The organism is Streptomyces canus 299MFChir4.1 (assembly GCF_000383615.1).
GTDB lineage: Bacteria > Actinomycetota > Actinomycetes > Streptomycetales > Streptomycetaceae > Streptomyces > Streptomyces canus_C.
The window spans coordinates 34,939-60,481 of the sequence record NZ_KB911585.1 but is presented as its reverse complement, the minus strand read 5'-3'; the positions used below and the strand labels follow the sequence as shown (position 1 = coordinate 60,481).

Genomic DNA, 25,543 nt, shown 5'->3' with positions numbered 1-25,543 from the left:
CGGCTCAGCCCGAGGGCACCCGGAAGGTGCTCAGGAAGGTGTCCAGCGCTTCCTGGTTCGCGTCGTCGTTCCAGTCGGCCGCCGGGGTCGTCCAGCGCAGCGAGTAGCCGCGGCCCCCGCCGATGAGGAAGCCGCGGCCGAAGGTGCGCACCCGGGTGCCGTCGACGTCCTCGACCCACTGCATGTCGGCGGCCTCGCGGCCCTGGTAGGTCGTCGCGCGGATGTCGCCGAGGCGCTCGTAGCCGGGGTTGTCCCGCAGCCCCGGCTCCACGTCGTCGCGCCACACGGCCACGGCGTCCGTGCCGACGGCCTTGCTGTAGGTGACGGCGAGCGTGCGCGGGTCGCCGGAGGCGCCGAAGGTGACGCGGTACGCAAGGTCCTCCTGGCGCTGGGTCTCCAGCGGTTTCCAGCCCTTGGGCAGGGCGAGGGAGAAGCCCTCGGGGGAGCGGTACACGCGGTATCCGCTCGGCAGTCCCGTGCCCGCGGTGGGAGCGGCCGTCCTGCTCGGCGACGGGGTGGGCGTCGGTGACGCGGGCGGGCGGGAGGTCTCGTCGGTGCGGTTTCCCGGTGCGGTGACCGACGGGGAGGGAGCCGGGGGTGCCGGGGCGGGCGCGGAGGCGGAGGCCGACGCGGAGGGGGCGGGCGCCTCACCGGTCGTCGAACTGTCGCTGCCGGGCAGCGCCTTGGTGATCGTCAGGACCGCGGCGGCCACCGTGACGACGGCCAGGGCGGTCCCCGCGATGAGGAGCCGGCTGCCGCGGCCGGGGGCCACACCGTGCAGGACGCGCCGCCGGGCCCTGGGCTCCTCCTCCGGCAGGGCCGCCTCCGGGGACTCGTCGAGGACCCGGAGGAGCGCGCTGCGCACGGCCGCGCGGCTCAACCGTTCGTGGGAGCTCTTGCGCAGCAGCCCCTGCACGGTCGGGGCGAGCGGCCCGGCCCGCACCGGGGCCCGCAGGGGCAGCCGGTCGACCCCCTTCAGGGTGGCCGCGGGACGGTCGCGGTCACGGAACGGGGGACGCCCCTCGACCAGCGTGTAGAGGATCGCGCCGAGCGCCCACAGGTCGGCCGCCGGCCCGATGCGCTCGTCACGGGCCTGTTCGGGGGAGGCGTACGACGGTGCCGACAGCCTCGGGGCGAGGGTCGCGCCCGCCAGGCCGAAGCCGGTGACGACCACCGGACCCTGGGGGTGCACGAACACCTGGCCGGGGCTGAGTTCACCGTGGGTGATGCCCTCGGCGTGTGCCGCCTCCAGAACCTCCAGCAGTTCCAGGCCGATGCGGGCCGCCCGCACGTGGTCGAACGTCCCCTGCCGGTCCAGGAGTTCGCCCAGCGGGATGCCGTCGACCGGCTCGGTGACGGTCCACAGGACACCCTCCTGCGCCACGGCGTCCACGACCGCGGCGATCCGGCCGGGGGAGAGCACCCGCATGGTCTTGGACATCCGGACGACTCCCGCGGCGGTGCGCAGCGAGGTGTCCTCGTCGATGCCGGCCGGCAGTCCGATCTCGGTGAGGAGGCAAGGGCGTTCGGACGCGACGTCCTCGCCGTACCAGCAGGTCCGGTTGGTCTCGCGGTGCAGGACGTCCAGGGGCCGGTACCGTCCGGCGACCAACTCGTGTGTGGAGACGTGCGCCTTGACCATGGTCATCCCTCGCTGAACCCCTGGCTCTCACCTTTCACAGAGGTACGGGGGGTGCGGCGGGGTGTGTTCAATGAAAGCGGCAACCGATGGAATCCGCTTTCTGGTTGCCCGGTTTCTGACTCACAAGTCAGTAGAGCGACCGCGGTTGACCACTTTTCTCACCGCAGCCCGAATCGCCCCGCCCAGGCCATGACGTCGCCGGTGGTCGCGTTGCCGCCGCACACCACGAGGCCCAGACGGCAGTCGTCGCCGACCCGCTCCAGCACTCTCCGGGCGGCGGGCAGAAGACACCCGGCCGCCGGTTCGCCCCACACCTTGGCGTGGTCGGCGAGATCGAGACAGCCCTGGACGGCCTCCCGGTCCGACACCACGAGGACCTCGGCGACCAGAGCCGCCGCATGGTCGTACGTCAGCTGTGAGACGGACGGGGCGCTCAGCGTGGACGCGACGGACGACAGCGCGACCGGTACCGGCCCACCCGCGGCGAGCGCCCGGGACATGGCCTCGGCGCCCTCGGTCTCCACACCCCAGACCCTGACACCCGGACGCCGCGCCCGCAGCGCCGCCGCGACGCCCGCGATCAGTCCGCCGCCCCCGACGCTGACCAGGACGTCGGTGAGGTCGTCCGCGTCGTCGGCGAACTCCAGTCCGACGGTCCCCTGCCCCGCGATCACCACGGGGTCGTCGAAGGGATGGACCAGCGTCAGCCCCTCGTCCCGCAAGCGCTTCGCGAGCGAGAAGGCGCCGTCCATGTCGTCCGTCAGCCGCAGCGAGGCCCCGGCCGCCTCGACGATCTCCACGGAGCGGGCGGGCGCCGAACGCGGCATGACCACCGTCGCCTTGACGTCGAGGGCCGCCGCCATGTGGGCGAGGGCGATCCCGTGGTTGCCGCCGCTGACCGCCACGACCCCGGCCGCCCGCTCCGCCTCGCTCAGCGACAGCAGTTTGGCCGTCGCCCCGCGCGCCTTGAACGAGCCGGTGCGCTGGAGCAGTTCGAGCTTGACGGTGACGGGAGCACCGAGCAGCGCGGACAGACCGGGGCTGGGCAGGGTCGGGGTGCGGACGACATGTTCTGCGATCAGTCCGGCCTGCTGCTCGATGTCCGTGATCCCGATCAAGACGGTTCCTTCCGGCTGGGGAGAGCTCCATTCGAACCCTGTCCCCGGGGACGGCCCAGGTCAACTCGGTATCAGAGATCCCGCCGCAGGAGATAGTCCAGCAGGGGCCGCAGCTCGTACGCCGTCTCCGCGCGGGCCATGCGAAGGCGGGCCTCGGCGAGGGCGGCCGTTCTGCCGCCGCACTCCTCGATCAGCGCAGCGATCTCCTGAGGGGCTCCGTCCGACTCCAGGAGCCGCGCCAGGCGCGCCGCGGCGGGAGTCGGTGAGTCGAGCGCGGTGAGCACGGGGAACGTCTTCTTCCGCTCCCGCAGATCGCCGTGCACCGGCTTGCCCGTGGTCAGGGGATCGCCCCAGATGCCCAGGACGTCGTCGACGATCTGGAAGGCGACCCCCAGATGCCGTCCGGCCCGGTCCAGCGCGGCCACCGTGGCCGGGGGCGCCCCGCCGAGCAGGGCGCCCAGCGCCGCCGCGCACCCCAGCAGCGCCCCGGTCTTGTGCTCGGCCATGGCCCGGTACTCGTCCGGCCGCACCCGCTCAGGGCCGATCCAGGGGCGGGTGGCGAACAGGAGGTCGTCCGCCTGCCCCCGCACCAGGTCGGACAGGGCCGCGGACAGCCGACGCAGGGCGTCGGAGCCGGCGTCGGCCAGGGTCTCGACGGCGAGAGCGAACAGGGCGTCCCCCGCGAGGACGGCGGGTCCGGTGCCGTACGCCTTCCACACCGTGGGGCGGCCGCGCCGGGCCGGGTCACCGTCCATGATGTCGTCGTGGAGCAGCGAGAAGACGTGCACCAGCTCCACCGCGACCGCCGCGGGCACCCCGGCCCGTGCGGGTGCGCCGGCCGCCTCGGCGCCCAGCACGGCGAGCGCCTGCCGCACGCCCTTGCCGCCGGACGCCTCGGCCGGGGCGCCGCCGACCTCGCACCAGCCGAAGGAGTAGGCGGCCATCTCGCCCACCCAGGGGTGCAGCCGGCCGACCGCCTCCTGGAGTGCCGGTCGCACCAACGCGCGGCAGCGGGTAAGGACTTCGGGAGCGGCGAGCGTCGTCACCGTACCGCCTCCGCCCGCACGCCGAACTCCTCCTGGGCGCGGGTCACCATCTCCCGCGCGTGCCGCAGCCCGGTGCGCTCCAGCATGCGGGCCAGATCGTCCAGTTCGGCCGCGGTCTCCGCACGGTCGCGGCCCAGGCGGGCCAGTGCCTTCGCGAGCCCGAGCCGGGCCAGGGCCTCCCCGCGCGGTTCGCCCATGGCGCGGAACTCGGCGAGCGCCTGCTCGTACAGGTCGCGGGCCTCGGAGTAACGCCCGGCCCGGTACAGGACGTTGCCGCGCATCTTGTGGTTGTAGGCCAGCGCGCTGGACAGGTTCATCTCACGGCATGTCGTCTCCGCCTCGGACAGCAGGGCGAGGGCCCGTTCGGTGTCGCCGTCGCGGACGGAGGCGAGGTCGGCGAGCCCGCGCAGCGCCCAGGCGTGACCACGCCGGTCGTCGGCCCCCGTGGCGATCTGGGCCGCCTCCTCGAACATGGCGAACGCGGTGTCGTAGGACCCGGTGTTGCGGTGCATCTGAGCGATGCCGGACAGCGCCCACACCGTGTGCCGTGCCTCGCCGCGCCGCCGGGCCTCGGCCAGCAGCTGCTCGTGCAGCCGGCCGACGGCCTCGTAGTCGCCCTGGATACGGCCGGTCTCGGCAAGACCCGCCAGCGAGTACCCGCGCACGACGACGTCCCCGCCCCGCTCGCCGAACTCGGCCGCGAGCCCCAACAGCCGCCGGGCCAGGGAGAACTGGCCCCGTTGCCGGGCCAGTGTGCCGCCGCTCCACAGTGCCCAGGCCATGGCCGCGGTGTCGTCGGCCCGACGCGCGGCCCGGTAGCTCGCCTTCCAGGCCCGGTCGGCGTCGGCGACCTGACCGAGCCTGCGCTGCGCCTCGGCGACCGCGAGTCCGGAGCGCGCGGCCTCCCCGTGCCGTCCGGCCCGCTCGGCCGCTCTCAACTGCTCGGTGCCGGCGGCCAGGACGTCGTCCAGCGAGGAGTTCACGGAGAGAGCGGTGAGCGCACCCTGGTACTCCGGGGCGAATGCCTTGCCGTACATGTATGCCTTTCCGTCCGTATACACCTCGTCTATACGCGCTGTGTATACATGGTGTGCATAGTGCCTTGAAAATGAGCCCCGACCCTGGGGCCGGGGCGTCATCCGTTGCCGGTCAAGACGAGGACGGAGCCGGACGGGTTGCCTGTGAGGCGCAGATCACTGCCTGGGGCCTCAGTGCTGCTGCGCCTTCTGCGGGGTCGCCTCGCTCGGCCGGACGACGACGTATCCCGAGCCCTGGAGCATCAGCTGCACCGCCTCCCCTGAGCCGCCGCGCAGCATCGACCCGATGGACTGCGAGCGGTGCAGCGAGGTGCCCAGGCCCGCCGTCCAGCCGACGACCGCGTCCGTGTCGACGTACACCGGGAAGTCCGCCGAGACCGGGATCACCAGCGGGTTGCCCTCACAGACAAGGCCGAGCCTGCCGTGCCCCGTGAAGACACTGTTGAACAGACCGCCACCGGCGATGCCGGCTCCCTTCACGGTCGATATCCGGTACGCCAACGAGGCGTCGAAACACAGGACGTTGCGGCCGTTGACCGTGAACTCGTCGCCGGGCTCCACGTCGACGATGAAGCAGTTCTGGGCCTCGTGCGCGAACCAGGCCTCGCCCTGTCCGTGCACCGCCATCAGCGGCAGTCCCTCGCCGGTGACGGCCCGCTTGAGCATGCCGCCCATGCCCTGGCCCTTGCGCTCGAACTGGAGATTGCCGCGGTAGGCGACCATCGCCCCCTGGCGGGCGAGCATCTCGCCGTGCACCGCGTACCTGATGCACTTGGCGTTCTCGACCGTCATGCCCGGCGCCGTGGCCGGCTGCACCATGTGCTCACTGGAAAACAGGTCACCCTTCATGGGTGCATCCTGGCCCGGAGGGATCCCCTCCGCCAAGATCCCCTCCGGTACGGGAATCAGGCGCCGAACAGCTGGGTCCAGTACGTGCCCGCCGGGCCGCCGCCCGCGAAGCCGATCCCGATGTGGGTGAAGTCGGGCTTCAGGATGTTGGCGCGGTGGCCTGGGCTGTTCATCCAGCCCTCGACGACCTCGGCGGCGGAGCGCTGGCCGCAGGCTATGTTCTCCCCGATCGAGCGCCGGGCGGAGCCCGCGGCCGCTGCCCGGTCCCAGGGCTGGGTGCCCTCGGGCGAGGTGTGGGAGTAGAAGGCGCGCACCGCCATGTCGGTGCTGTACGCCTGCGCGGCATGGGCCAGCAGGGGATCGACGGCGAGCGGCGGCAGCCCGGCCCGGGCGCGCTCGCGGTTGGTGAGGCCGACGACCTCTTCGGCGGTCCGCGTGAGGGCGTCCGGCGTGAGCGGCCTGGCCCACAGCGCTGTCCAGTACGTGTCGCCGGAGCGGCCGTCGGCGTGCGCCAGACCGACATGGCTGAAGGCCGGGTCGTGCAGGGTCCGCCGGGGCTGCTCGGTGCGCAGACAGTACTCGACGAGCTCGGAGGGGTTGCGGGGGCCGGAGACGAGGTGCTCTCCGACGGTGAGGTACGCGTAGCCGGTGGCGGCGAGCCGCTGGAAGACGGAGACCCCGTCCGCGCCCTCGACACCGAGCCGGCCCGCGGAGGCCATGGCCGAGGCGTGGGCGCGGGCGGCTTCGATGAGCCGGGGGTCGAGGGAGACGGGGGGTGAACTCGCTGTGGAACGGGCCGAGTTGACCAGGGTGAGAAAGGCGGCCGCGTCGGGCGAGGGGAGGGTCGGTGCCGGGTGTGCCGTGGTCGAGGCCGGTGCGGTCCGGAACGCTGGAGCGGGGGCAGGGCGGGCCCGCGACGCCACCGGTGACGCGGAGGGCACCGGGGCCGCCGGGGTGTCGTCCACGACGTCCACCCCGAAGTCCCGTGCCAGCCCCGCCAGTCCGTCCGCGTAGCCCTGCCCGAGCGCCCGCAGCTTCCAGCCGTCGCCCCGCCGGTAGATCTCCGCGAGCAGCAGCACGGTCTCCTGCCGTGGCCGCGGGGGCGCGAACCGGGCGAGCGGGCGACCGCCCGGGCCCGTGACCTGGAGGACCGGGGCGGGCAGTCGGCCCAGAGGAGTGCCGGAGTCGGCCGGGCTGACGACCACCGTGATCCTGTCGGCACCCGCGCGCAGCCGCCGGGGATCGACGGTCAGCGTGTCGCCCGAGAGCCGGGCGCCGGGTGCGGAGGGCTGGTTGTAGAACACGAAATCCGCGTCGCCCCGCACCTTGCCGCCCTCGTCCGTGACGAGGGCGGACACGTCGAAGGGGCCGGGCACCCGCACGGTGACGGCCCCTTCGGGGAGGGGCAGATTGCCCCCGGGAACCAACTCGCTCATCGTGCCGCCCTGATGTCGTCGTCCGCCGGGAGAACGGACACCGGGGCACGGGGGTTCCCGGCCCGCGCTCAGTCCAGCGTGAGCGCCGGCGCCACGTCCTCGTGCCGCTCCACCGGCGCCTTGCCGTGCGGAGGCCTGACCGCCTTGACCGTCTTGCCGCAGAACGCGGAGTCCAGGGTGCGCAGCATCGTGTTGAGGACCGTGCCGTTGTTGGACGTGTTGGCGACCGCGGCCAGAGAACGCTTGCCGTCCTTCGAGGCGAACGCGTACGTGTAGAAGCCCTGTACGGCACCGGTGTGGCCGTACACCGAGACCCCGCACGACAGATCGCGGCGGCGCAGCCCGAGCCCGTACGCCTGACCGCTGCCCGACGCCGGCATCCACCGCTCCATCTGCGCCAGTTGTGCGGCCGAGGTGAGCCGGCCGCCGAGCAGGGCGGACAGGAAGGTGTTCAGGTCCCGGGTGCTGGAGATGAGCCCGCCCGCGCTCTGCGCCCACGACACGGTCTGTTCGGTCGCGTCGACGAGCGGGGCGCCCGCCTGGTCCGGGGTGAGATAGCCGCGGGCGTGACGGCCGGGGATCTTCATGCCGGGGTGCACGTAGAACGTGTCACTCAGCTTCAGCGGCGCGATGATCCGGTTCTCGTACTCGGTCCGCACCGGGTTCCCGGTCAGCTTCTCGATGAGCATCCCGGCGACGACGAAGTTGGTGTTGGAGTACGAGTACACCGCGCCCGGCGCGTTCGTGCGCGCTCGGCCGAGCGAGAGCTTCACCAGGTCCAGAGGTGTGAAGACCTTCTTGCGGACCGCCTCGAACCCGGGGACCGTCTTGGCGAACATGTCGTTCGTGTAGTCGTACAGCCCGCTGCGATGGCCCAGGACGTGCCGCACCGTGATCCGGTCGTCCGGCAGAAGCCCGGGCAGATACCGGTTGACCGGCGCGTCGAGGCTCAGCTTCTTCTCGTCGACCAGTTGGAGCAGCACGACGGCGGTGAAGGTCTTCGTGACGCTGCCGATGCGGAACCGGTCGGCGTCCCCCATCGCCCGCCCGCTTCCGCGGTCCGCGACACCGGCCGCGGCCTGGTACACCGTGCCTCCGTCGTCGATCCGGGCCATGGAACCCGGCGCGCCCTGGGCCAGCGCGGAACGCAACACGCCGCGCAGACCCGCGAGATCCACCGCGGGCGCGGCGGGTGAATCGGCGTGGGCGGGGACCGCGAGAAGGGGCAGCAGAACCGCTCCGGCCACCGCCCCGACCACCATTCGTACTGATGCCATCCGACTGATCTCCTGTCGCTTCGTCAGTTCCGGTACGGATGCGGAGAGTATGGCTGTGAAAAGTGCGAAAAGTGATGATTGGTCATCCGGTCGGCACAGGAGTCTCTTCTGGAACGCACAGCCGATCCTGCTTCTTTTATTGACGAAGGAAAAGAATCCCTCTAAGTTCCCGGCCATGCGCCCCACCCCTCGCGGAGAGACTTTTCCCGCCAACACCCCCGCCGCCTCACAGGTGTTCACCACCGTGCTGTCCCAGGGCCCCCTGCCCCGCCTGGAGGTGGCCCGGCGCGTGGGCCTGTCCCCGGCCGCCGTCACCAAGGCGGTTCGCCCGCTCATCGAGGCCGGATACCTGGTGGAGGGCGTGGACGAGGAGGCCCGTCCGGCGCTGGGCCGCCCCGCGAACCTCGTGCGGGTCGACGGAGGGCGGGCCCTGTTCATCGGCATCAAGGTCACCGGGGACGAGATCATCGGGGTCCTGACCGACCTGTGCTGCCGTATCCGCGTGGTCCGGCACCTGCCGCTTCCTGGCCGCGACCCCAGGACGGTGCTGGAGAGCATCGCGGAGCTCACCCAGAAGCTCCTGGCCGAGACGGACGGCTCCACAGCCCCCGTTCTGGGCCTCGGCATCGCCGTCTCCGGCGACGTGGACCGGGCCGAGGGAACCGTCCGCTACTCGCCGTTCCTGGAGTGGCGCGACGTCCCGCTCGCCGAACTCGCCGCCATGACCACGGGGTTGCCGGTCACCGTCGACAACGACGTCCGCGCCCTGACGGTCGCCGAGCAGTGGTTCGGCGCCGGGGTGGGCCTGTCCGACTTCGCCGTGGTCACGGTGGGCGCGGGCATCGGCTGCGGCCTGGTGGTGCACGGCCGGGTGGTCGCCGGGGCGCACGGCGTGGCCGGGGAGATCGGCCATGTGACCGTCGACCCGGCCGGCCCGCTCTGCCACTGCGGCAACCGCGGCTGCGTCGAGGCGATCGCGGGGGAGGCCGCGATCCTCGGGCAGATCCGCGAGGCCACTGGCGCCGAACTCCCCGACGCCGAGGCGGCCCTGGCCCTGGCCCGCGAAGGCGTCGCCGCGGCCCGGGACGTGTACGCGCGCGCCGGCGAGGCGATCGGCCGGGGCATCGCCACCGTCGCCAACCTCCTCGGACCCGAACGCGTGATCATCTCCGGCGAGGGACTCGCCGCCCACGACCTGTTCGCCGAGCAGATCCGTGACGCCTTCGTCGCGGCCGCCTTCGGCTCCGCCGCCCAGTGCGACGTCCGCACCCACCCGCTGCCCTTCGACGAGTGGGCTCGCGGAGCCGCCGCCACCGCCATCCAGTCCTTCATCGGCCCGGACACGAGCCGATAGGAACCCGTACCAAGACCGGCACAAGAACCCGCACTCCATTGGAGGTACGACCCATGCGGTCATCCTCGTACTTCGTCATGCCCGCCAGAGCCCTGCTGGTGCTCGCCCTCACCGCGGTCGCGGTCCCCGCCGCGCACGCCGCCGACACCCCCGCGCCCGCCCTCGCCGCCAAGCCCTACATGGGCTGGTCGAGTTGGAGCATGCAGTCCTCCAAATACCCCGGCCTCAACCCGGACGGCGACTACAGCTACCTCACCGAGGCCAACGTCCTCAAGCAGACCGACGCCCTGGCCGGCAAGCTGAAGAAGTACGGCTACGAGTACGTCAACATCGACGCCGGCTGGTGGATGGACAAGAGCTGGAAGTCCGGGTTCGACCAGTACGGCCGCCAGAAGCCCGACCCGGTCCGCTTCCCCCACGGCATGAAGGCCGTCGCCGATCGCATCCACGCCAAGGGCCTCAAGGCCGGCATCTACCTCCCGGCCGGCCTGGAGAAGGGGGCCTACGGCGACGGCAAGACCCCGATCCGGAACGCCGAGGGCTGCACCACCGCCGACATCGTCTACGGCGACCTGCGCACCACCAACGGCTGGGACAGCGCCTACAAGCTCGACTTCTCCAAGCCGTGCACCAGCAAGTACATCGACTCGCAGGCCCAGTTGATCGCCGACTGGGGCTTCGACTTCCTCAAGCTCGACGGCGTCGGCCCCGGATCCGGCAAGAGCGGCGACCAGTACGACAACGTTGCCGACGTGGCCGCCTGGCACCAGGCGATAGCCGGCACCGGCCGCCCGATCCACCTCGAAATCTCCTGGTCCCTCGACATCGGCCACGCCGCCGACTGGAAGAAGCACTCGCAGGGCTGGCGTATCGACACCGACGTCGAGTGCTACTGCAACACCCTCGTCAGCTGGGAGAACTCCGTCGACGACCGCTGGGACGACACCCCGGCCTGGACCCGTCACGCCGGACCCGGAGGCTGGAACGACCTCGACTCCCTCGACGTCGGCAACGGGCAGATGGACGGCCTCACCAAGGCCGAACGGCAGAGCTACGCGACCCTGTGGGCCATCGCCAAGTCCCCCCTGTACACCGGCGACGACCTCACCCGCCTGGACTCCTACGGGCTCTCCCTGCTGACCAACCGCGAGGTCATCGCGATCGACCAGGGCCCCAACCCGCCCGCGCGGCCGGTCACCCCGTCCGACCCGCAGCAGGTCTGGGCCGCGAAGAACCCCGACGGCACCTACACCGTCGCCCTTTTCAACCTCGCCGACGCCCCCGCCTCCGTCACCGCCGACTGGACCACCCTCGGCTTCACCGGCAAGGCGTCCGTCCGCGATCTGTGGAACCACGAAAACCTCGGCTCCTACCAGAACAAGATCACCCAGGCCCTGCCCGCCCACGGCTCGCGCCTGTTCACGGTCACCCCGCGCGGCACCGCGGTCGCCCTCACGGGACACGAGGCCGAGTCCTCCGCCAACACCCTCGGCGGCAACGCCTCCGTCGCCGACTGCTCCGCCTGCTCCGACGGGAAGAAGGTCGGCAACTTGTACCTCGGCTCCACTCTGACCTTCAACGACGTCGTCGTCGCGAAGGCCGGCACCTACCAGATCAAGGTCTCCTACGTCAGCGGTGACGCCCGCTCGGTGGACATCTCGGCGAACGGCGGCGGCGCCACCCGCCACAAGCTCCCCGCCACCGGCGACTGGGGGACCGTGGCCGCCGTGTACGTGCCCGTGACGCTCAAGGCCGGCGCCAACACGATCACCTTCGACAGCGGCACCGGCTACGCGCCGGACATCGACCGGATCGACGTACCGAAGTCCTGACCGAGCCACCAGGAGCCGCCATGACCCCCGCCCCCTCCAGACGCGGTGTCCTCGCACTGACCGCCGCGCTCGCCGCCCTGCCCACCTTCAAGGCGACCGCGGCGCCGCAAAGACCGGTCGCCGCCCTCGACACCGACGCCCGCCACCGGCTGTGGTGGCAGGCCCCCGCCGACGAGCACTCGATGATCGAACAGGGCCTGCCCGTCGGCAACGGCCGCCTCGGCGCCCTCGTGAGCAACGACCCAGGCCGTGAACTCCTCCTCGTCACCGACGCCACCCTGTGGACCGGCGGCCTCAACGACACCCTCGACGCCGACGGCCAGTTCCCCTACGGTCGCCAGGACTTCGGCTCCTTCACCCTGCTGGCCCGGCTCGCCGTGGACATCCCCGACCACGACCTGTCCGCCGTCTCCGGCTACCGCCGCACCCTCGACCTCGCCCGGGGCGTGAACGAGACGTCGTACGTCCGCTCCGGGGTGACCTACCGACGCCAGATCTTCGCCAGCCACCCGGACGACGTCATCGTCCTGCACTTCACCCAGAGCGGGGGAGGCCGCTACACCGGCACGATCACCCTGGAGGGAACGCACGGCGAGGAGCCCGCGGTCTCCTTCGGGGCCACCCTCCCGAACGGCCTGCGCTACGGAGCCGCGATCACCGCGTACGGCTCCGGCGGCAGCGTCACCGTCAAGGGCCCGCACATCGGCTTCACCGGGTGCAGGGAACTCACCGTCGTCCTGAGCGGCGGCACCAACTACACGCCCGACGCCGCCGCCCACTTCCGCGACTCCTCCCTCGACCCGCAGAAGCTCGCACGCGCCAAGGTCCGCGCGGCCGCCAGCCACTCTGCGAGCAGCCTTCTGTCCACTCACATCGCCGACCACCATGCCCTGTTCGGGCAGCTGGACGTCTCGCTCGGCACCTCCTCCGCAGAGCAGCGTGCCCTTGACACCTGGGAGCGGCTGCACGCCCGTGCCCGGGACGGAGTGCCCGACCCCGAACTGGAGGCCCAGTACCTGCAGTTCGGCCGCTACCTGACGATCGCGGCCTCACGCGGCAGCCTGCCGCTCGCCCTGCAGGGGCTGTGGCTGGACGGCAATGACCCCGACTGGATGGGCGACTACCACACCGACATCAACCTCCAGATGAACTACTGGGCGACCGACCGGGCCGGTCTGCCCCAGTGCTTCGACGCGTTCACGGACTACTGCGTCGCTCAACTGCCGTCCTGGAACGACCTCACCCGCAGGCTGTTCAACGACCCCCGCAACCGTTACCGCAACTCGACGGGCAAGAACGCCGGCTGGACGGTCGCCATCTCCACCAACCCCTTCGGCGGGGGCGGCTGGTGGTGGCACCCGGCGGGCAACGCCTGGCTGTGCAACTCCCTCTACGAGCACTACGAGTTCACCACCTCCCGGGCCCATCTGGAGTAGATCTACCCCCTCCTGAAGGGTGCCTGCGAGTTCTGGGAGGCACGGCTGCTGACCACGACCCTGCCCGGCACCACCCGGGAGGTCCTCGTCGCCGACAGCGACTGGTCGCCCGAACACGGCCCCCTCGACGCCAAGGGCATCACCTACGCCCAGGAACTCGTGTGGGCCCTGTTCGGCAACTACTGCACGGCGGCGGCCGAGTTGAAGAAGGACACCGGATTCGCCGCCACGATCGCCGGCCTCCGCAAACGCCTCTACCTCCCGCAGGTCAGCCCCACGACGGGCTGGCTGGAGGAGTGGATGTCGCCCGACAACCTCGGCGAGACCACCCACCGCCACCTGTCGCCCCTCGTCGGACTCTTCCCCGGCGACCGCATCCGCCCCGACGGCTCCACCCCGGCCGAGATCGTCCAGGGCGCCACCGCCCTGCTCACCGCCCGCGGCATGGAGAGCTTCGGCTGGGCCAACGCCTGGCGCGCTCTGTGCTGGGCCCGCCTCAAGCACGCCGACGAGGCCTACCAGCTGGTGGTCAACAACCTCCGGCCCTCCACCGGAGGCAGCAACGGCACCGCCTTCAACCTCTTCGACATCTACCAGGTGGAACAGGGGCGCGGAATCTTTCAGATCGACGCGAATCTGGGTACCCCTGCAGCGATGATCGAGATGCTGCTCTACTCCCGCCCCGGCCACCTGGAACTCCTGCCCGCCCTGCCCGACGCGTGGGCCGCCTCCGGCGCTCTCAGCGGAGCGAACGCCCGCGGCGGCTTCGTCGTCGACCTACGCTGGCGGGATGGGAAACCGACCGAAGCACGGATCCGCAGTACCGGCGGCCGCACCACGACGGTCGCCCACGCGGGAAGCACCCGGACGGTGACACTCGAGCCCGGAGCCACGGTCACCCTGAAGGGCTTCGACCGATGAGCCGCCGGACAGCCCGCTGGGCCCGGCTCCTCGCCGTCGCGGTCGCGGCCGCAGCCCTCCGGGCCACGCCCGCACCGGCCGCCGTCAGCCCGCCCGACGGGGTGATCACGTGGGGCGCGAGCGCCTACTCCATCGGCGACTCGGCCGCCGACCGCGGCTACCGCATGGTGGTCCATACCAGCGTCGGCGGCCGGGAGCCCCGCATCCGGCTCTCCAACGCGTTCGGCACCCAGTCGGTCACCTTCGACAGCGTCTATGCCGGCCTCCAGCTGAAGGACGCCGCGCTGGTGCGCGGCACCAACAGGCGGCTCACCTTCGACGGCTCGTCCTCCGTCACCGTGGAACCCGGCGCCACGGTGTACAGCGACCCGCTGCCCGGCACGCTGGCCGCCGGGTCGAACCTCGTCGTCAGCCTCCACAGCCCGGACGCCGCGGGCCCGGCCACCGGTCACTGGATGGCCCTGCAGACGTCGTACGCCACCCGGGGCGACCACACCGCCGAGGAGAGCGGCGCCCACTGGACCGAGGGCATCGGCTCGTGGTTCTACCTCGACGCGGTCTCGGTGCGCCCGCCCGCGGCCACCGGTGCCGTCGTCGCGCTCGGCGACTCCATCACCGACGGCTGGCAGTCCACCAGTGACCGCAACCGCCGCTGGCCCGACTACCTCGCCCGCCGTCTGCAGAAGGCGCACACCACGGTCAAGGGCGTGGCCGACGAGGGGATCTCCGGCAACAAGGTGCTGGCCGACGGGGCCGGGCCGAGCGCCCTGAACCGGCTGGACCGGGACGTGCTCTCCCAGCCCGGCGTGCGCACTGTGTTCCTCTTCGAAGGCGTCAACGACCTCAAGGCCCACAGTGGTGTCACCGCGGCGGACCTGATCTCCGGCTACCGCGAGATCGTCGACCGGTCCCACGACGCCGGCAAGTGCGTGGTCGTCTCCACCATCGCCCCCTTCAAGGGCTGGCCGGAATGGGACCCGGCCGCCGAGGCCGTACGACAGGAGGTCAACGACTTCGTCCGGAGCCACGGCGACGAGTTCGACGCGGTCACCGACTTCGACCGGGTCCTGCGCAGCCCCTACGACCATGAGCGGATGCTCCCCGTCTTCGACGGCGGGGACCACATCCACCCCAACGACAAGGGCATGCAGGCCATGGCGGACTCCGTCGACCTGAACAGCCTCGACTGCGCCTGCCACTGAGGACCCGTCAGCCGTGGGCCGTCGTCTCCGGGGCGATCAGCCCCTCGCGGAAGGCGACGGCCACGGCCTCGGTGCGGCTGGCCGCACCCAGCTTGGCGAGGATGTTGGAGACGTGCACGCTGGCCGTCTTGCCGGTGATGAACAGCTCCTCGCCGATCTGGCGGTTGCTGCGTCCCCGGGCGAGCAGCCGCAGCACGTCCTGCTCACGGGCCGTGAGCGGCGACGTGGTGGGCGCGGCCCCGGCCTCGGTGAGCCTGCCGCGCCGGATCAGCTCGTCCGCCCGCTCCAGCAGCACCGTGGCGCCGAGCCGGGCGAACACCTCACGCGCTGTCCGGGCCTCGGTCGCGGCCTCCTCACGCCGGCCGGCGGCGAGCAGGGCCTCGGCGTACCGCAGACGGCAGCGCGCCGGTTCGTACACGTCACCGAAGTCGAACGCGGCGACCGCCTTCGCCCAGGCCTCGGCATCCGGCCCCGACGCGGCCCGGCTCCACTCCGCCTCGCCACGGGCCAGCCATGCCTGTCCCTCCGGGCCCTGCGGTATCCCGCCCTCGCCGTGCACGGCGGTGGTCCTGGCCAGCTCCACCAGCTCGGTCGCGGTCTCCGCCCAGCGACTCGCGCCTGCCTGGTCCCCCTTCAGACGCAGATCGGTGGCCCGGTCGGCGACCGCGGACAACGCGAGGGTGGCCAGCCGGACGGTGACATGGGGAGGGGTCCCCATCTCGTCGGCCAGCGCCGCGACGGTCGACCGCATCCGCGCCACCGCCTCCTCCGCGTCGCCCCGCAGCGCCGCCGCGTCGGTCAGCGCGATGCCCGCGGCAAGCGTGGCCATCCAGTCGAACGGCCCCTCCAGCAAAGCCCGGGCCCGGTCGACAGCCCTGGAGTCGCCGCGTGCGAGCGCCACGTACAGCGCGGGCGCCATCGTGTACCCGCCGGCCGCGGGCAGCACGTCGGCATCGACGTTCGCCTCGCGGACGCAGTCGTCCCAGCGCCCCAGCGTGTACAGCACCAGCAGGTGCAGGTAGCGCATCTCCATCGGATACGGCGACGACAGCAGCCCGGCGCGACGGGCCCGGTCCAGGCCTTCGGTGAGCCAGGGCAGACATTCGTCGAGCTGCCCGGACTCGAAGCAGCCGATGGCGAGATTGAACAGCGCGCGCATCTCCACGGGCGTGTTGCACGCCTCGCGGGCCAGCTCCCGGGCCTGCCGCAGCCGCTCCCGCCCCGCCGGAGTACGGCGGCCGCCGCCCTCCAGAACGGCCAGGGAGATCAGCAGATCCGCCTGGGCGTCCGGCACGCCCAACCGCTCGGCGGTGCCGAGGGCCTGCCGGGCGACCCGCAGCGCCACCTCGTTCTCCCCGACCTGCCGGGCCGCCAGCACATGGGTCGCCGCGGCCCACACCCAGGTGCGGGACGGGGGCTCGGCGGGGATCATGGCGAGCGCCTCGCTGCTGTAGGCGAAGGCGGCGGTGAGGTTGTCGACGCTCATCAGGTTCCCGGCGAGTGTGTAGCGCACCCGGGCGGCGAGTTCGGAGTCGGCCTCCTGACCGACGCCGACGAGCGCGGCCCGCGTGAGCGAGACCGCCCGGTGCAGTTCGCCGGCGTGCGCTGCCGCCGCCGAGGCCCGCAGCATCAGCCGGACCCGGTCGACCCCCTCACCCGAGGGCCGCGCGGACGGCTCCACCGCCGACCACAGGTCGAGGGCCGCCTCCAGATGCCGTAGCTCCTCGGCGGGCGCCCCCACCCGCTCGGCGTGGTCCGCGGCCTCCACGGAGGCGGCGAGCGCGGGGGCGAGGTCATGGCTCTCGCGGTAGTGATGGGCCCGCTCCGCCGCGCTCTCGGCCCGGTGCCCCCGCCCGTCGAGCAGCCGGGCGAACGCGCCGTGCAGCCGCGCCCGCTCACCCGGGAGCAGATCGGCGTAGACGGCCTCACGGGCGAGGGCGTGCCGGAACGTGTAGGTGTCTCCCTCGCCCGGCACCAGGACCTGCCGCCCGACGGCCTCGCGCAGGGCCGTCTCCAGTTCCTCCTCGGGCAGTCGTACGGCATCCCGCAGCAGGTCGTGCTCGACGCGCCGCCCGGCCACGGCGGCGGTACGCAGCACCTGCTGAGCGGTGTCGGACAGCTGCTCGAACCGGATCAGCAGCACATCGGCGAGCCCACTGGGCATCCCGCCCTGACCGCTCCCCGTGGCGGCGAGCAGTTCCTCGGCGTAGAAGGCGTTGCCCTCGGCCCGCTCGACGATCCGCCGCACGGTGGTGTCCGGCAGGGGTCCCTCGCGCAGGGCCCGCACCAGCCGGGCCACCTCGCCGTCGGCCATCGGCCGCAACTCCAGCCGCTCCACTGCGGGCAGCCGCACGAGCTCGGCGAGCAGCGGCCGCAACGGGTGCCGCCGGTGCAGGTCGTCGGCCCGGTACGAGGCGAGAACGGCCAGCCGGTGGGTGGGCGCGCCGCCTGCCGAGCGCTGCAGGATCCCGCGGCTGAGCAGGAACCGCAGCAGATCCCGGGACGACTGGTCGGCCCAGTGCAGATCCTCCAGGACGAGCAGCAGGGGGGCGATGTCCGAGAGATCGGCGAGCAGCCCGGCGATCCCCTCGAACAACCGCAGCCGCCCACCGGTGTCCCCGGCGGAGCCGCCGCCCAACAGCCGCTCCACCACCGGATACGCGGCGAGCGCACCGGCGAACCGCTCGTCCTGCGCCAGCACCCCGAGCACCTCGGTGAAGGGGAGGTACGGCAACCCGACATCACCGAGATCGACGCAGTGTCCGGCGAGCACGGTCATCCCGGCCGCGGCCCGCCCCCTGACCTCGTCCAGCAACCGCGTCTTGCCGACCCCGGCGTCCCCGGCGACGAGAACGGCCCGGGCTTCCCCGCCCCGGGCCCGCTCCAGCACACCGGACAGCCGGGCGAGCTCGTCGTCCCGCCCGATGAGCGGCGTACTGATGGAGATCTGCGACACGCTTACATCCTGGCACGCGACACTGACAGCGCATTTGGTCCGGGGGCTCGGGGACCCACCCAAGGACGCGGGGCTGTGCCGATACGCGGCTCCGCCGCGCGGGCGCGATCAACCACGGACGACCCGCACCCGCCGTCAGACGGACCGTACCGAGCTTCTAGGCGCTCACCGGCGCAACACCCGCGCCCAGTCGGAAGGCACCCGCCCCTGCGGCCCGGGCGCCGGCTGCCCCTCCGGATGACTCACCGGCCCCGCCAGCTCCGGCCCCGCCTCGAACATCTCGTTCGTCTCGAAGTTCCAGAACCACTCCTCACCCGGCTCGAAACTCTGCACCAGAGGATGCCCGGAATTCCGGAAGTGCCCGGTCGCGTGCTGACCGGGGGAGGAGTCGCAGCACCCCACGTGCCCGCACTGCGCGCACCGCCGCAGATGGAACCACCAGCCACCGGCCGCGTCGCACTCCACGCACCCGTCCCCGCTGGGCGGCACGCTCGGGTCGATGCCCTTGACGCCGGTCATTCCGGCTCCTCGGTCGTGTCGTTGTCCGCGGCGGTCAGGGGAAGCAGCACCTGGAAGCGGGTGTCGCCGGGCGACGACTCGACCTGGAGTGTCCCGTGGTGCTTGTTGACCACGATCCGCCAGGAGATGTCGAGGCCGAGGCCGGTCCCCTCGCCCACGGGCTTGGTGGTGAAGAAGGGATCGAAGATCCGCCCGCGGATGTCCGCCGGCACCCCGGGCCCGGTGTCCCGGAACTCGACCAGCAGCCGGTCGTGTTCGAGCGCGGTCCGGACGGTCAACGTCCCCTCCCCGCCGACGCTGTTCATGGCCTGCACCGCGTTGTCGATCAGGTTGGTCCACACCTGGTTGAGCTCGGCGGGGTAGGCCGGGATCCGCGGCAGGGTCCGGTCGTACTCCTTGACGACCTTGATCTGCCGCCCGATCTTCCCCGACAGCATGAGCAGTGTGCTGTCGAGGAGTTCGTGCACGTCGGCCACCTGGTAGGGCGCCCGGTCCAGCTGGGAGTACTGCTTGGCCGCGTCGACGAGGTGGGAGATCCGGGCCGTGGAGTCGTTGATCTCGTCCATCAACAGCTCGGTCTCGACGGTGTAGTTGAGCCAGCCGATCGCGTTCGGCAGGATCTCCTCGCCCACGGTCGCCGCGACCTGGTCGAGCCAGTCCACGTCGAGGCCGCCCTGCACGAAGGTGGGCGCGATCCGCCAGCCCTCCTGGATGCCGTGGTCGTCGAGCCAGTCGGCGAGGGCGTCCTCCCGGTCGGACGCGTCCAGCGGGCTCAACACAGGCGCCTTGGCGACGCGTTCGGCGGTGCGCTCCTGGATGTCGATGAGGTTCGCCATGACCTCGCGGGAGTAGGAGCCCTGGGCGATGACGCCGAGCTTGTGCCGCATCTTGCCCACGCGCTCGCGCAGCGTCGACGTGGCCCGTACGGCCGCCGCCGCGGGGTTGTTGAGCTCGTGGGTGAGACCCGCGGACAACGAGCCGAGGGCCAGCAGCCGTTCACGCTGCCCGATGGCCCGCTGGGTGTTCTTCGAACCGAAGAAGAGCCCCTCCAGCAGATGGACCGCCATCGGGAACCATTCCTGCATGAAGGCCGAGAACGTCTCCGCGGGCAGCACGAAGAACCGCGAGGGCTCGGTGACCCGCATGGAGCCGTTGTACGTCTGCTGCACCCGGTCACCGAGGTACGCCTGCATGGATCCCGCGTAGACCCCGGGCTGCGAGGTGCGGTTGATCTCCACGTCGTCGCCGCCGACCCGGCGGGAGAGCACGACCGTGCCCTCGATCATGACGTAGAAGCAGGTGGCGGGTTCACCCTCGGTGTACACGGGTCCCGGTTCGAACTTCTCCACCCGGCCCGCGCTGCACAGCTGCCCGAGCTGCTCGGGGGAGAGCTTCTCGAACAGGAACAGCGACCCGATCTCCCCGGGGCTGCACGGCATCGGCTGCCCGCTCACGACTGCTCCAGATACCGGTGGACGAGCATCACGGCCATGGCTCCCTCTCCGACTGCGGACGCGACCCGCTTCGCGGACTCGGCGCGCGCGTCGCCCGCGACGAACACGCCCGGAATGTTGGTCTCCAGGTGGTACGGCGGCCGGTCCAGCTCCCAGTCCGCGGGCGGCCGCCCGTCCGGGGTGAGGTCGGGCCCGGCCAGGATGAACCCGTGCTCGTCGCGCAGCACCGTGCCGTCCAGCCAGCCGGTCAGCGGGGCCGCGCCGATGAACACGAACATCCACTGCGCGTCGACGAGTTCGGTCTCGCCGGTCTCGGTGTCGCGCAGGGTCAGCCGCTCCAGGTGGTCGGAGCCGTGCGCGGACTCGACGACGGTGCGCGCGCGGACCCTGATGTTGGGAGCATCCTCGATCTGCTGGATCAGGTAGTGCGACATCGACGCGGCCAGGTCGGGGCCGCGCACCAGCAGGGTCACCGACTTGGCACCCCGGGACAGGTACATGGCCGCCTGCCCCGCGGAGTTGGCGCCGCCGACGATGTAGATGTCCTGCCCCTGGCAGGAGGCGGCCTCGGTCAGCGCCGAGCCGTAGTACACCCCGCACCCGGTCAGGTCGGTGCAGCCGGGCGCCTCCAGTTGCCGGTACGACACGCCGGTCGCCAGGATCACGCTGTGCGCGGCGACCGCGGACCCGTCGGTGAACCGCACGGTGCGGGCCGCGCCGTTGACCTCCAGGGCCGCCACCTCACGGGCGGTGAGGATCTCGGCCCCGAACTTCGTCGCCTGCCGACGGGCCCGGTCGGTGAGCTGGGCGCCCGACACGCCGTCGGGGAAGCCCAGGTAGTTCTCGATCCGCGAGCTCTGTCCGGCCTGTCCGCCGGTCGCCGAGCGCTCGACGAGCACGGTCCGCAGCCCCTCCGAGGCCCCGTACACCGCCGCACCCAGCCCGGCCGGGCCGCCGCCGATGACGACGAGGTCGTAGAAGTCGGCGGTCGGGGTCGTGGCGAGGCCCACGTGGGCGGCCAGGTCGGGGGCCTCCGGCTTGACCAGGGGAGTGCCGTCGGGGGTGATCACCACCGGCAGCCGCTGTCCGTCCTGGCCCGCGGCGGCCAGCAGCCGCTGTCCCTCGGGCTCGTCCGTGGAGTACCAGCGGTACGGCACCTGATTGCGGGCCAGGAACTCCCGCACGTCGGAGGAGCGCGCCGACCAGCGGTGCCCGATCACCTTGGTGGCGGGCACCGGCCGGTAGTCGCTGCAGCGCCACGCCTCCAGGAGGTCGTCGAGCACCGGGTAGAGCTTCTCCTCGGGCGGGTCCCACGGCTTGAGGAGGTAGTGGTCGAGGTCGACGACGTTGATCGCGTCGATCGCCGCGTTGGTGTCCGCGTAGGCCGTCAGCAGCACGCGGCGGGCGCCCGGATACACGTCCAGGGCCTGTTCGAGAAACTCGATGCCGTTCATCTGCGGCATGCGGTAGTCGGCCAGGATCACCGCCACGAGGTCGCCGCGCAGCTTGAGCTCCCGCAGCGCCTCCAGCGCGGACTCACCGGACTCCGCGCGCACGATCCGGTACGACTCGCCGTAGCGCCGCCGCAGGTCGCGGGCGACGGCGCGGGAGACCCCCGGGTCGTCGTCCACGGTCAGGATGACGGTCCGCGCCGATTCGGCGGCCTGTGCCATACGTCTCCCCACCCCGGGCGGTCGGTCGGGGCACGGCGCCCCCCGTGGTACCGGCCCGGTCCCGCCCATCGTATGTTCGATCGCCCCGCTACGCGCAGGTATGCCTGACTCCGCCGGTGTCAGGCCTGGCGCTGCCCCAGCACACAGAACTCGTTGCCCTCGGGGTCCACCAGCGTCACCCAGGACTGCTCGCCCTGCCCGATGTCCGTGTGCCGCGCGCCCAGGGCGAGGAGGCGGGTGACCTCGGCGTCCTGGTCGTCCGGGCGGAAGTCGAGGTGGAGCCGGTTCTTGACGGTCTTCGCCTCCGGCACCGGCACGAACAGCAGCCCCGGGATCCGGTCCTTCTCGGGACGGATCTCGAACTCGTCCGGTGAGTCCTCGACCACCACCCAGCCCAGGGCCTCGGCCCACCAGCGCCCGAGGGCGGCGGGGTCGGCGGCATCCACGATGACTTGCTCCCATTCCAATGCCATACGGGGAGCGTAGTGAAGACTGAGGATCAGGGTCCACCGCATTGATCAAGAACGAGGAGGCCGGCGCATGACACGCCCGATCACCGCAGGGATCGACGGAACCGAGGAGAGCCTCGCCGCACTGGGCTGGGCCGCCCGGGAGGCGGTCCGGCGGGGAACGGGGCTGCGGGTGGTGCACGCCTGGCGGTTCCAGCCGTACGAGGGCATCGACGTGGGGGACCGGGACACTCAGGCGGACTGGGCGCGGGACGCGATCGCCGAGGCCGTCCGGACCGTCACCGGGCGGCACACCGGGCTCGATGTGGACACCGACCTCGTGGAGGGCGGCAGCGTCGACGTGCTGGTCGCCGCGGCGGCCGACGCCGAACTGCTGGTCCTGGGCTCCCGAGGGCACGGCCCTGTGGTGGGCTTCCTGCTGGGCTCGGTGGGCCAGCAGGTGATCGCCGAGGCGACGCGGCCCGTGGTCCTGGTGCGGGCCGGGGACCAGGCCACCGCGGAGGTCTCGGGGCGCGAGATCGTCGTGGGCCAGGAGGGCGACCCGGAGGACAGCGCCGAGGTCATGCGGTTCGCCTTCGAGACGGCGGCGGCGCGGGGGGCCGCCGTGCGTGCCGTGCGGGCCTGGACCCTGCCGCCGGTGTTCGCCTACAGCCCCGGCTCGCTCAAGCTGCTCGACGAGGCCGGGGGCCTGGAGCAGTACGAGCAGAAGGCCCTGGCCTCCGCGCTCCGGCCGTGGCGGGAGCGCTTCCCCGATGTGCCGGTCGTCGAGCATGTGGAGATGGGCAGCGCGGGACAGGTGCTGCTGTCGGTGACGGCACGGGCCCAGCTGATGGTCGTCGGCCGCCGGGCCCGCCGTACCGCGGTGGGCGCCCGGATCGGCTCGGTCGCGCACGGTGTGCTGCACCACGCGGACTGCCCGGTGGCCGTGGTCCCGCACGCCTGAGGTCAGTCGGCGGCGGGGGTGGGCTGGAGTGTCTCGCGGGCCTTGGGGAGGATGTTCGTGATGTAGTCGTCCACCGCGGTGTCGAGGCCGATGTCGTGCTGGGCCCGCTCGGACAGGTACCAGCGGTGCTCCAGGAGCTCGTGGTAGATCTCGGCCGGGTCCATCGACCCGCGCAGGTCGAGCGGCACCGCCCGCACCGTGGGCCGGAAGACGTCCCGCACCCAGCGGTGGGCGAGCACCTCGGGGCGGGCGCCGAGCGGGTCGCCGGGGGCGTAGTCGTCCTGGGTGGCCATCCAGCTCTCCAGGTCGTTCAGCAGCCGCCGGGCCTGGTTCTCCTCGGTGTCCAGGCCCGTCAGGCGCAGCAGCTGGCGCTGGTGGTGACCCGCGTCCACGACCTTCGGCACGAACGTGACCGTGTCGCCGTTCGGCGCGTGCTCGATCTGCATCTCGGCCACGTCGAAGCCGAGGTCGTTGAGCCGCCGGATCCGGCGCTCGATGAAGTGGTACTTGCCCGCCGGGTAGACGGAACTGCGGGTCAGCTCCTCCCACAGGCTGCTGTAGCGCGAGCAGATCTCCATGCCGAACTCGATCGCGTCGACCGAGGGGTGCAGCGCCCCCGAGGCCTCCAGGTCGAGCAGCTCGCCGCTGATGTTCACGCGGGCGAGGTCGAGGTCGTAGTCCCGCTGCCCGGGGCTGAGCTGCGGATGCAGGTCGCCGGTCTCGGCGTCCACCAGATAGGCGGCGTAGGCGCCCGCGTCGCGCCGGAACAGGGTGTTGGACAGGGAGCAGTCGCCCCAGGCGAACCCGGCCAGGTGCAGACGGACCAGAAGGACCGCCAGGGCGTCCATCAGACGGTGCATGGTGGCGGGCCGCATGGTCGTCTCGAACATCGAGCGGTACGGCATCGAGCCGCCCAGATGCCGGGTGACCAGGACCGACTCCAGCGGGGCTTCCTCGGCGTCGGTGCGCCCGGTGACCACGGCGAGCGGGTCGACGGCGGGTATGCCGAGCCGGTCCAGGTCGCGCAGCAGCTCGTACTCGCGCAGCGCCGGGCGCTCGGCGAGCTCCTTCACGGCGATGACCTCGTCGCCGGCGCGGGCGTAGCGCACCACGTGGCGGGATATGCCACGCGGCAGGGGGACCAGGACCTCCTCCGGCCACTGCTCCAGCGGCAGGTGCCACGGCAGTTCGAGCAGGAGCGCGGGGTGCTCCGGGTTCGTCGCGCTGATCTGCAGTGCCATCGGTGCTCTGTCCTCGCCTGGTCGGTGATCGTCACCTCACCTTAGAGCGCGCGGTCCCTGGCCTGAAGTGCCGCTTCACGGACCGGACCGCGGTGCACCGGACCGTGCCCCGGCAGCAGCATCTCGCCCTCCAGCCGCGCGAACACGTCCAGCGACGCCACGGCACGCGCGCGCTCGTGGTGGAACATGTCCGGCAGCAGCTGCGGCCCCTTGACCCGGGAGGTGGGGTGACCGCTCACCAGGCCGTCGCCCGAGATGACCACGCCGCGGTCGGGGAGGTGGAAGGCGCAGTGTCCGTCGGTGTGGCCCGGTGTGTGGACGGGCACCGGGCGGCCGGGCAGATCGAGGGCGCCCTGGGCCGGGAACGGCTGCGGGGAGGCGACGGGTACGTGGGCCGTGCCGCCCACGCGGATCGAGTGCATCGCCCAGGGCAGCACACCGGGGCGCCAGCTGTTCTTCAGGACCGTCCCGACGGAGACCTGGTGCAGGAACTCCCGCCGGGCGTGCGGGACTTCGGCCTCGTGCAGGTAGACCGGCGTGCCGTAGGCGCTGCGCAGGTACTCGGCGGAGCCCAGGTGGTCGTTGTGGGCGTGCGTGATGAGCACGGCAGTGAGCGCCTCCGGTGAACTCCCCACCTCGGCGAGGGAGGCGAGCACCTGGTCCCGGTCGCCCGGGTAGCCGGTGTCGACCAGCGTGGCGGAGCTTCCCTCGGTCAGGATCACCCAGTTGGTGTTGCTGCCGTGCACCAGATAGGTGCCGTCCGCGACTTGCTGCACGCCTGCGCTCATGATCGCCCCGCCCGGTGAGTCCCTGCCCGACGGCACACAGCAAAGCAGACGCTCAGGCGATCCGGAGCGGCGGGTACCGGTCTTCCAGCGCTCAACTTCCGTGCTGACGAGGCTGTGTCCGGGGGCGGTGTCTTCGGTCAGCCTTGCTTGCGTCATGGGACCGGCGTGCACCCCGGGTCGGGCACGTTCGTGGAGGCCTGTGCCCCGGGGTTCCGGCGCGCCCGTGTCAGGGTTTCGTCCTCCTGGCCCGCCGCCGCGGCGGCTTGTCGCCGGTTCTCGTTGTCCGGCCCGCGGAGGGACGGGGCTGTGTCCGGGGTCGGTGTCTTCGGTCAGCCTTACGTGCGTCACG

18 protein-coding genes and 1 pseudogene are annotated in these 25,543 nt (G+C 72.1%); 5 read left to right on the top strand and 14 right to left on the bottom strand.

The features are described 5' to 3' along the window. Positions 1-4 precede the first annotated feature (4 nt). From H293_RS0111170 to H293_RS0111140, 7 genes are all read right to left on the bottom strand, one after another. Positions 5-1,648, bottom strand: a complete 1,644-nt coding sequence (locus H293_RS0111170) for a serine/threonine protein kinase (protein ID WP_020117963.1) — start codon at positions 1,646-1,648, stop codon at positions 5-7. A gap of 152 nt (positions 1,649-1,800) precedes the next feature. Further along, positions 1,801-2,760 carry a threonine/serine dehydratase gene (locus H293_RS0111165; RefSeq protein WP_020117962.1) on the bottom strand — a complete coding sequence of 320 codons (960 nt, stop codon included), beginning with the start codon at positions 2,758-2,760 and terminating at the stop codon, positions 1,801-1,803. 71 nt (positions 2,761-2,831) lie between these two features. After that, entirely contained in the window at positions 2,832-3,806 is a 975-nt protein-coding gene (locus H293_RS0111160) for a polyprenyl synthetase family protein (RefSeq protein WP_020117961.1), read from the bottom strand. Continuing rightward, a complete protein-coding gene (locus H293_RS0111155; RefSeq protein WP_020117960.1) occupies positions 3,803-4,843 on the bottom strand; it encodes a tetratricopeptide repeat protein in 1,041 nt (346 codons plus the stop codon). Before H293_RS0111155 ends, H293_RS0111160 begins: the two co-directional genes overlap by 4 nt. A 171-nt stretch (positions 4,844-5,014) precedes the next feature. Next, a complete protein-coding gene (locus tag H293_RS0111150) occupies positions 5,015-5,692 on the bottom strand; it encodes an AIM24 family protein (RefSeq protein WP_020117959.1) in 678 nt (225 codons plus the stop codon). A gap of 56 nt (positions 5,693-5,748) precedes the next feature. Then, positions 5,749-7,128, bottom strand: a complete 1,380-nt coding sequence (locus H293_RS0111145; protein ID WP_028807745.1) for a CAP domain-containing protein — start codon at positions 7,126-7,128, stop codon at positions 5,749-5,751. Between the two features lie 68 nt (positions 7,129-7,196). After that, positions 7,197-8,390: a serine hydrolase domain-containing protein gene (locus H293_RS0111140; protein WP_020117957.1), complete on the bottom strand. Its 1,194-nt coding sequence runs from the start codon at positions 8,388-8,390 to the stop codon at positions 7,197-7,199. A gap of 190 nt (positions 8,391-8,580) precedes the next feature. Here H293_RS0111140 and H293_RS0111135 point away from each other — a divergent pair, with 190 nt between their 5' ends. The 4 genes and pseudogenes from H293_RS0111135 to H293_RS0111120 all read left to right on the top strand — a co-directional run bounded on the left by H293_RS0111135 (position 8,581) and on the right by H293_RS0111120 (position 15,150). Then, positions 8,581-9,759, top strand: a complete 1,179-nt coding sequence (locus H293_RS0111135; RefSeq protein ID WP_020117956.1) for an ROK family transcriptional regulator — start codon at positions 8,581-8,583, stop codon at positions 9,757-9,759. Positions 9,760-9,812: 53 nt separating this feature from the next. Then, positions 9,813-11,591, top strand: coding sequence for an alpha-galactosidase D (locus H293_RS0111130; protein ID WP_020117955.1), 1,779 nt, complete (start codon positions 9,813-9,815; stop codon positions 11,589-11,591). A gap of 20 nt (positions 11,592-11,611) precedes the next feature. Then, positions 11,612-13,948: pseudogene (locus H293_RS52600) on the top strand (glycosyl hydrolase family 95 catalytic domain-containing protein). Beyond that, a complete protein-coding gene (locus tag H293_RS0111120; protein ID WP_020117952.1) occupies positions 13,945-15,150 on the top strand; it encodes an SGNH/GDSL hydrolase family protein in 1,206 nt (401 codons plus the stop codon). Before H293_RS52600 ends, H293_RS0111120 begins: the two are co-directional and overlap by 4 nt. A 7-nt stretch (positions 15,151-15,157) precedes the next feature. Here H293_RS0111120 and H293_RS0111115 read toward each other — a convergent pair whose 3' ends face one another. From H293_RS0111115 to H293_RS0111095, 5 genes are all read right to left on the bottom strand, one after another. Continuing rightward, the gene (locus H293_RS0111115; protein ID WP_020117951.1) at positions 15,158-18,106 is read right to left on the bottom strand and encodes a helix-turn-helix transcriptional regulator; all 2,949 of its coding nucleotides are present in this window, start codon (positions 18,104-18,106) and stop codon (positions 15,158-15,160) included. Positions 18,107-18,271: 165 nt separating this feature from the next. Then, complete coding sequence (locus tag H293_RS0111110) at positions 18,272-18,625, bottom strand: UBP-type zinc finger domain-containing protein (protein WP_020117950.1); 354 nt, start codon at positions 18,623-18,625, stop codon at positions 18,272-18,274. After that, the gene (locus H293_RS0111105; protein WP_020117949.1) at positions 18,622-20,079 is read right to left on the bottom strand and encodes an ATP-binding protein; all 1,458 of its coding nucleotides are present in this window, start codon (positions 20,077-20,079) and stop codon (positions 18,622-18,624) included. The genes H293_RS0111110 and H293_RS0111105 overlap by 4 nt, the downstream gene beginning before the upstream one ends. Beyond that, entirely contained in the window at positions 20,076-21,752 is a 1,677-nt protein-coding gene (locus tag H293_RS0111100; RefSeq protein ID WP_020117948.1) for an NAD(P)/FAD-dependent oxidoreductase, read from the bottom strand. The genes H293_RS0111105 and H293_RS0111100 overlap by 4 nt, the downstream gene beginning before the upstream one ends. Before the next feature lie 119 nt (positions 21,753-21,871). After that, on the bottom strand, positions 21,872-22,225 hold the full coding sequence (locus tag H293_RS0111095; protein WP_028807744.1) for a VOC family protein: 354 nt from the start codon (positions 22,223-22,225) through the stop codon (positions 21,872-21,874). A gap of 67 nt (positions 22,226-22,292) precedes the next feature. Between H293_RS0111095 and H293_RS0111090 the strand changes: the two genes are divergently transcribed. Next, entirely contained in the window at positions 22,293-23,165 is an 873-nt protein-coding gene (locus tag H293_RS0111090) for a universal stress protein (RefSeq protein ID WP_020117946.1), read from the top strand. A 2-nt stretch (positions 23,166-23,167) separates the two neighbouring features. Here H293_RS0111090 and H293_RS0111085 read toward each other — a convergent pair whose 3' ends face one another. Together H293_RS0111085 and H293_RS0111080 are read right to left on the bottom strand one after the other, a co-directional pair. Continuing rightward, positions 23,168-24,406, bottom strand: a complete 1,239-nt coding sequence (locus H293_RS0111085; protein WP_020117945.1) for a DUF4032 domain-containing protein — start codon at positions 24,404-24,406, stop codon at positions 23,168-23,170. Positions 24,407-24,447: 41 nt separating this feature from the next. Then, the gene (locus H293_RS0111080) at positions 24,448-25,194 is read right to left on the bottom strand and encodes an MBL fold metallo-hydrolase (RefSeq protein WP_028807743.1); all 747 of its coding nucleotides are present in this window, start codon (positions 25,192-25,194) and stop codon (positions 24,448-24,450) included. Positions 25,195-25,543: the final 349 nt, after the last annotated feature.

What these genes read in the sequence shown, in the direction of transcription:
- H293_RS0111135 (WP_020117956.1), top strand. Translation starts at nt 8,581, where the DNA reads ATGCGCCCCACCCCTCGCGGAGAGACTTTTCCCGCCAACACCCCCGCC.
- H293_RS0111085 (WP_020117945.1), bottom strand. Translation starts at nt 24,406, where the DNA reads ATGGCACTGCAGATCAGCGCGACGAACCCGGAGCACCCCGCGCTCCTG.
- H293_RS0111130 (WP_020117955.1), top strand. Translation starts at nt 9,813, where the DNA reads ATGCGGTCATCCTCGTACTTCGTCATGCCCGCCAGAGCCCTGCTGGTG.
- H293_RS0111110 (WP_020117950.1), bottom strand. Translation starts at nt 18,625, where the DNA reads ATGACCGGCGTCAAGGGCATCGACCCGAGCGTGCCGCCCAGCGGGGAC.
- H293_RS0111100 (WP_020117948.1), bottom strand. Translation starts at nt 21,752, where the DNA reads ATGGCACAGGCCGCCGAATCGGCGCGGACCGTCATCCTGACCGTGGAC.
- H293_RS0111145 (WP_028807745.1), bottom strand. Translation starts at nt 7,128, where the DNA reads ATGAGCGAGTTGGTTCCCGGGGGCAATCTGCCCCTCCCCGAAGGGGCC.
- H293_RS0111170 (WP_020117963.1), bottom strand. Translation starts at nt 1,648, where the DNA reads ATGACCATGGTCAAGGCGCACGTCTCCACACACGAGTTGGTCGCCGGA.
- H293_RS0111090 (WP_020117946.1), top strand. Translation starts at nt 22,293, where the DNA reads ATGACACGCCCGATCACCGCAGGGATCGACGGAACCGAGGAGAGCCTC.
- H293_RS0111080 (WP_028807743.1), bottom strand. Translation starts at nt 25,194, where the DNA reads ATGAGCGCAGGCGTGCAGCAAGTCGCGGACGGCACCTATCTGGTGCAC.
- H293_RS0111150 (WP_020117959.1), bottom strand. Translation starts at nt 5,692, where the DNA reads ATGAAGGGTGACCTGTTTTCCAGTGAGCACATGGTGCAGCCGGCCACG.
- H293_RS0111140 (WP_020117957.1), bottom strand. Translation starts at nt 8,390, where the DNA reads ATGGTGGTCGGGGCGGTGGCCGGAGCGGTTCTGCTGCCCCTTCTCGCG.
- H293_RS0111095 (WP_028807744.1), bottom strand. Translation starts at nt 22,225, where the DNA reads ATGGCATTGGAATGGGAGCAAGTCATCGTGGATGCCGCCGACCCCGCC.
- H293_RS0111155 (WP_020117960.1), bottom strand. Translation starts at nt 4,843, where the DNA reads ATGTACGGCAAGGCATTCGCCCCGGAGTACCAGGGTGCGCTCACCGCT.
- H293_RS0111120 (WP_020117952.1), top strand. Translation starts at nt 13,945, where the DNA reads ATGAGCCGCCGGACAGCCCGCTGGGCCCGGCTCCTCGCCGTCGCGGTC.